The organism is Arsukibacterium sp., from assembly GCF_036735525.1.
GTDB lineage: Bacteria > Pseudomonadota > Gammaproteobacteria > Enterobacterales > Alteromonadaceae > Alishewanella.
In genome coordinates this window covers 15,011-18,576 of record NZ_DAINOE010000065.1, presented here as the reverse complement: position 1 = coordinate 18,576, position 3,566 = coordinate 15,011, and the positions used below count along the sequence as shown (strand labels likewise).

General features: G+C 49.1%; 3 protein-coding genes and 4 tRNA genes. 5 read left to right on the top strand and 2 right to left on the bottom strand.

Translation table 11 applies throughout. From position 1 onward, the window contains the following. A partial coding sequence (locus V7D78_RS12505) for a peptidylprolyl isomerase (RefSeq protein ID WP_333608785.1) occupies nt 1–437 on the bottom strand: 437 nt, incomplete at its 3' end. A gap of 140 nt (nt 438–577) precedes the next feature. Here V7D78_RS12505 and cysS point away from each other — a divergent pair. Next, complete coding sequence (gene cysS, locus V7D78_RS12500; RefSeq protein WP_333608784.1) at nt 578–1,957, top strand: cysteine--tRNA ligase; 1,380 nt, start codon at nt 578–580, stop codon at nt 1,955–1,957. Nucleotides 1,958–2,000: 43 nt separating this feature from the next. Here cysS and folD read toward each other — a convergent pair whose 3' ends face one another. Next, nucleotides 2,001–2,861: a bifunctional methylenetetrahydrofolate dehydrogenase/methenyltetrahydrofolate cyclohydrolase FolD gene (gene folD, locus V7D78_RS12495; protein WP_333608783.1), complete on the bottom strand. Its 861-nt coding sequence runs from the start codon at nt 2,859–2,861 to the stop codon at nt 2,001–2,003. A 211-nt stretch (nt 2,862–3,072) separates the two neighbouring features. Between folD and V7D78_RS12490 the strand changes: the two genes are divergently transcribed. From V7D78_RS12490 to V7D78_RS12475, 4 genes are all read left to right on the top strand, one after another. Then, nucleotides 3,073–3,149 (top strand) — tRNA-Pro (locus tag V7D78_RS12490). Between the two features lie 35 nt (nt 3,150–3,184). Continuing rightward, a tRNA-Arg gene (locus V7D78_RS12485) sits at nt 3,185–3,261 on the top strand. 24 nt (nt 3,262–3,285) lie between these two features. Then, nucleotides 3,286–3,361 (top strand) — tRNA-His (locus V7D78_RS12480). 23 nt (nt 3,362–3,384) lie between these two features. Further along, nucleotides 3,385–3,461: transfer RNA gene (locus tag V7D78_RS12475), tRNA-Pro, on the top strand. Nucleotides 3,462–3,566: the final 105 nt, after the last annotated feature.

Here is a 3,566-nt window from a genome sequence, read left to right as displayed (position 1 = left end):
CCCGCATTACGACCGGTCGCGACTTTTTTAATTTCATCAATCACGTCCATGCCTTCAACCACTTCACCAAACACGCAGTAACCCCAGCCTGAGCTGGTTTCAGAGCTGAAATTCAGGAAGTCATTGTCTGCAACGTTAATAAAAAATTGGCAGGTAGCAGAGTGTGGATCATTGGTACGGGCCATAGCAATAGTACCCTTGGTATTAGGCACTTTATTATTGGCTTCGTTTTTAATCGCGGCTTTGGTTTCTTTTTGTTGCATATCAGCGGTAAAGCCACCGCCTTGGATCATAAAGCCATTAATCACCCGGTGAAAAATAGTGTTATCAAAAAAACCGTCTTTTACGTAGCTGATAAAGTTCTCTACGGTTACCGGCGCTTTGTCAGCAAACAGGTTTAATTTAATCACGCCATAGTTGGTATGTAAGTTAATCATAATCAATGTCCTCAGTTTAATTGCTGCCATTCTACCTCAGGCCAAGCAATTCATAAAGCAAGGATAGCGGTTGGCTTTGGCCAGTGATACACTATCACGCTTATTAAAAATCCCCTATTACGCCGTTTCAGAGGATAACAATGTTACAGATCTACAATACCTTAAGCCGCAAAAAAGAAGTATTTACTCCTATTGAACCGGGTAAAGTGGGCCTATATGTCTGCGGCATTACCATTTATGATTTTTGCCATGTTGGCCATGCCCGTACCTATGTCGCCTTTGATGTGATGAATCGCTACCTGCGCTTTTCTGGCTTTGACGTGACCTATGTACGCAATATTACCGATGTAGACGATAAAATTATCAAACGCGCAGCAGAAAATAACGAAAGCTGCGATGCGTTAACCGCCCGTTTTACCGAGGCGATGCATGCCGATTTTAAAGCGTTAGGCTTATTGCCGGCTGATATTGAGCCAAGGGTCACCACCCATATGGCCGACATTATCGCGCTGATTGAAACCCTGATTGCCAAAGGATATGCCTATGTTGCCGCAGACGGAGATGTCCTATTTGATGTTAGTAAATATGAAGCTTATGGCGAGCTAAGTCAGCAAAACCTGGAGATGCTGCAATCGGGCTCGCGGGTTGAGGTGGCCGACAATAAAGATGACCCGCTGGATTTTGTGTTGTGGAAAGGCGCCAAGCCGGGCGAGCCGTACTGGTCTTCGCCTTGGGGTAATGGCCGTCCGGGCTGGCATATTGAATGCTCGGCGATGAGTGCTAAGCATTTGGGGCAGCATTTTGATATTCACGGTGGGGGTTCTGATCTGCAGTTTCCGCATCACGAAAACGAAATTGCCCAGTCAACCTGTGCGCATGGTCACAAATACGTGAATACCTGGATCCACACTGGTATGGTGCAGGTAGATAAAGAAAAAATGTCAAAATCACTCGGCAATTTTTTTACCGTGAAAGATGTGCTGGCACAATATAATGCAGAAGCCGTGCGTTACTTTTTATTATCCAGCCATTATCGCAGCCAGTTAAATTATTCCGCAGAAAATCTGGAACAGGCGCATGCTGCGCTGGCTCGCTTATATACGGCGCTGCGCAATGTCACGCCAAGTCATAGCATTGATTTAAAAAGCCCCTATATTGCGCAATTTAAAGCGGCAATGGATGATGATTTTAATACCCCGGAAGCCTTGCCGGTGTTATTTGAGCTGGCACGGGAAATTAACCGTGTTAAAGAAACTGAGCCAGCTAAAGCGGCTGAGCTGGCGGCACTGTTAAAACTATTAGCCGGTGCTTTGGGAATGTTGCAGGGTGATGCCGAGCAGTTTTTACAAGCAGGCACCTCGGCCGGTGACGTGGCAGAGATAGAAGCATTAATCGCGCAGCGAAATAACGCCCGTGCTAACAAAGACTGGGCTGCCGCTGATGCCGCGCGCGTTGCGCTGACCGGCAAAGGTATTATTGTTGAAGATAAAAATGGCGTCACCAGCTGGCGACGTGCTTAGAAACAAAAAAACCGCTGAAAAGCGGTTTTTTTTAGATAAAAACTTAATGCTTGTCGTGATACAGCTCGCAGGCTTCCAGTGTGTTTTCGATTAAACTGGCAACGGTCATCGGGCCCACGCCACCCGGTACCGGTGTAATATAGCGAGCGTGCTTTACCGCGCTACTATATTCAACATCACCGACTAACTTACCGGAGTCAAGGCGGTTGATGCCGACATCAATCACCAGTGCACCGGGTTTAATCCAATCGCCGGGGATAAAGTCTGGCCGTCCTACGGCTACCACCAGTAAGTCGGCCCGACGCACCTGTTGCTCCAGGTTGCGGGTAAATTTATGGCATACGGTGGTGGTGCATCCGGCCAGTAACAATTCCAGCGCCATCGGCCGGCCAACGATATTTGAGGCACCTACTACCACTGCATCCATCCCCTTAATATTGACCCCGGTGCTTTGCAGCAGAGTCATAATGCCTTTAGGCGTGCAAGGACGCAGTGCCGGCATGCGCTGGGCTAAGCGGCCTATATTATAGGGATGAAAGCCATCGACATCTTTGTGCGGGGCAATATGCTCCAGAATAGCCGATACATCCAGCCCTGCTGGCAGCGGCAGCTGCACTAAGATGCCATCGACAGTATTATCCGCATTCAGGCTGTCAATCAGTTCCAGTAACTGTTGCTGGCTGGTGCTGGCGGGTAAATCATAGGACACCGAATGAAAGCCGACTTCTTCACAGGCTTTGCGTTTACTGCCAACATAGACCTGAGACGCCGGATCTAACCCCACCAGCACCACGGCTAAACCGGGTGCTCTTTTACCCGCGGCGACCCTTGCCCGCACCTGAGCGGCTACTTTGTCTTTGGTGGCCTGGGCAACTGCCTTGCCATCGATAATCTGTGCTGTCATGCCAACGCTATTCCTGCTGCAAATAAGAGAAACATATTTTCGCACAGCTGCTGGCAGAACTCCATCTTGAGACTATTTACAGAGCAATATCTGCAATGAAGAGTGCTATAGGCTCAAATAATCGCCAATTAAGCGAAATCCCTAAAAAAAGGTTTGACGCTGTGCATGGCGGGCGTTAATATTCCGCCCCGTTGCAGCAGTGCAATATTGTCGGTGATTGGCGCAGCTTGGTAGCGCACTTGGTTTGGGTCCAAGGGGTCGCAGGTTCGAATCCTGCATCACCGACCATTTAAGATTTCCATTCTTGGTAGGGTTTCGATTGTGCGCCCGTAGCTCAGTTGGATAGAGCAACGGCCTTCTAAGCCGTGGGTCATAGGTTCGAATCCTATCGGGCGCGCCATATAAGCGCAAGTCAGTTTCAGTGGTGGTTGTAGCTCAGTTGGTAGAGCCCCGGATTGTGATTCCGGTTGTCGTGGGTTCGAACCCCATCATCCACCCCATCTTTTCCCTGAGTTCTCATTGTCGGTGATTGGCGCAGCTTGGTAGCGCACTTGGTTTGGGTCCAAGGGGTCGCAGGTTCGAATCCTGCATCACCGACCATTCTCGCTCAGCAAAATAAGCGCACTTGGTTTGGGTACTCTTAATCCCGCGGGTCGCAGGTTCGAATCCTGCATCACCGACCATTCTCGCTCAGCAAAATAAGCG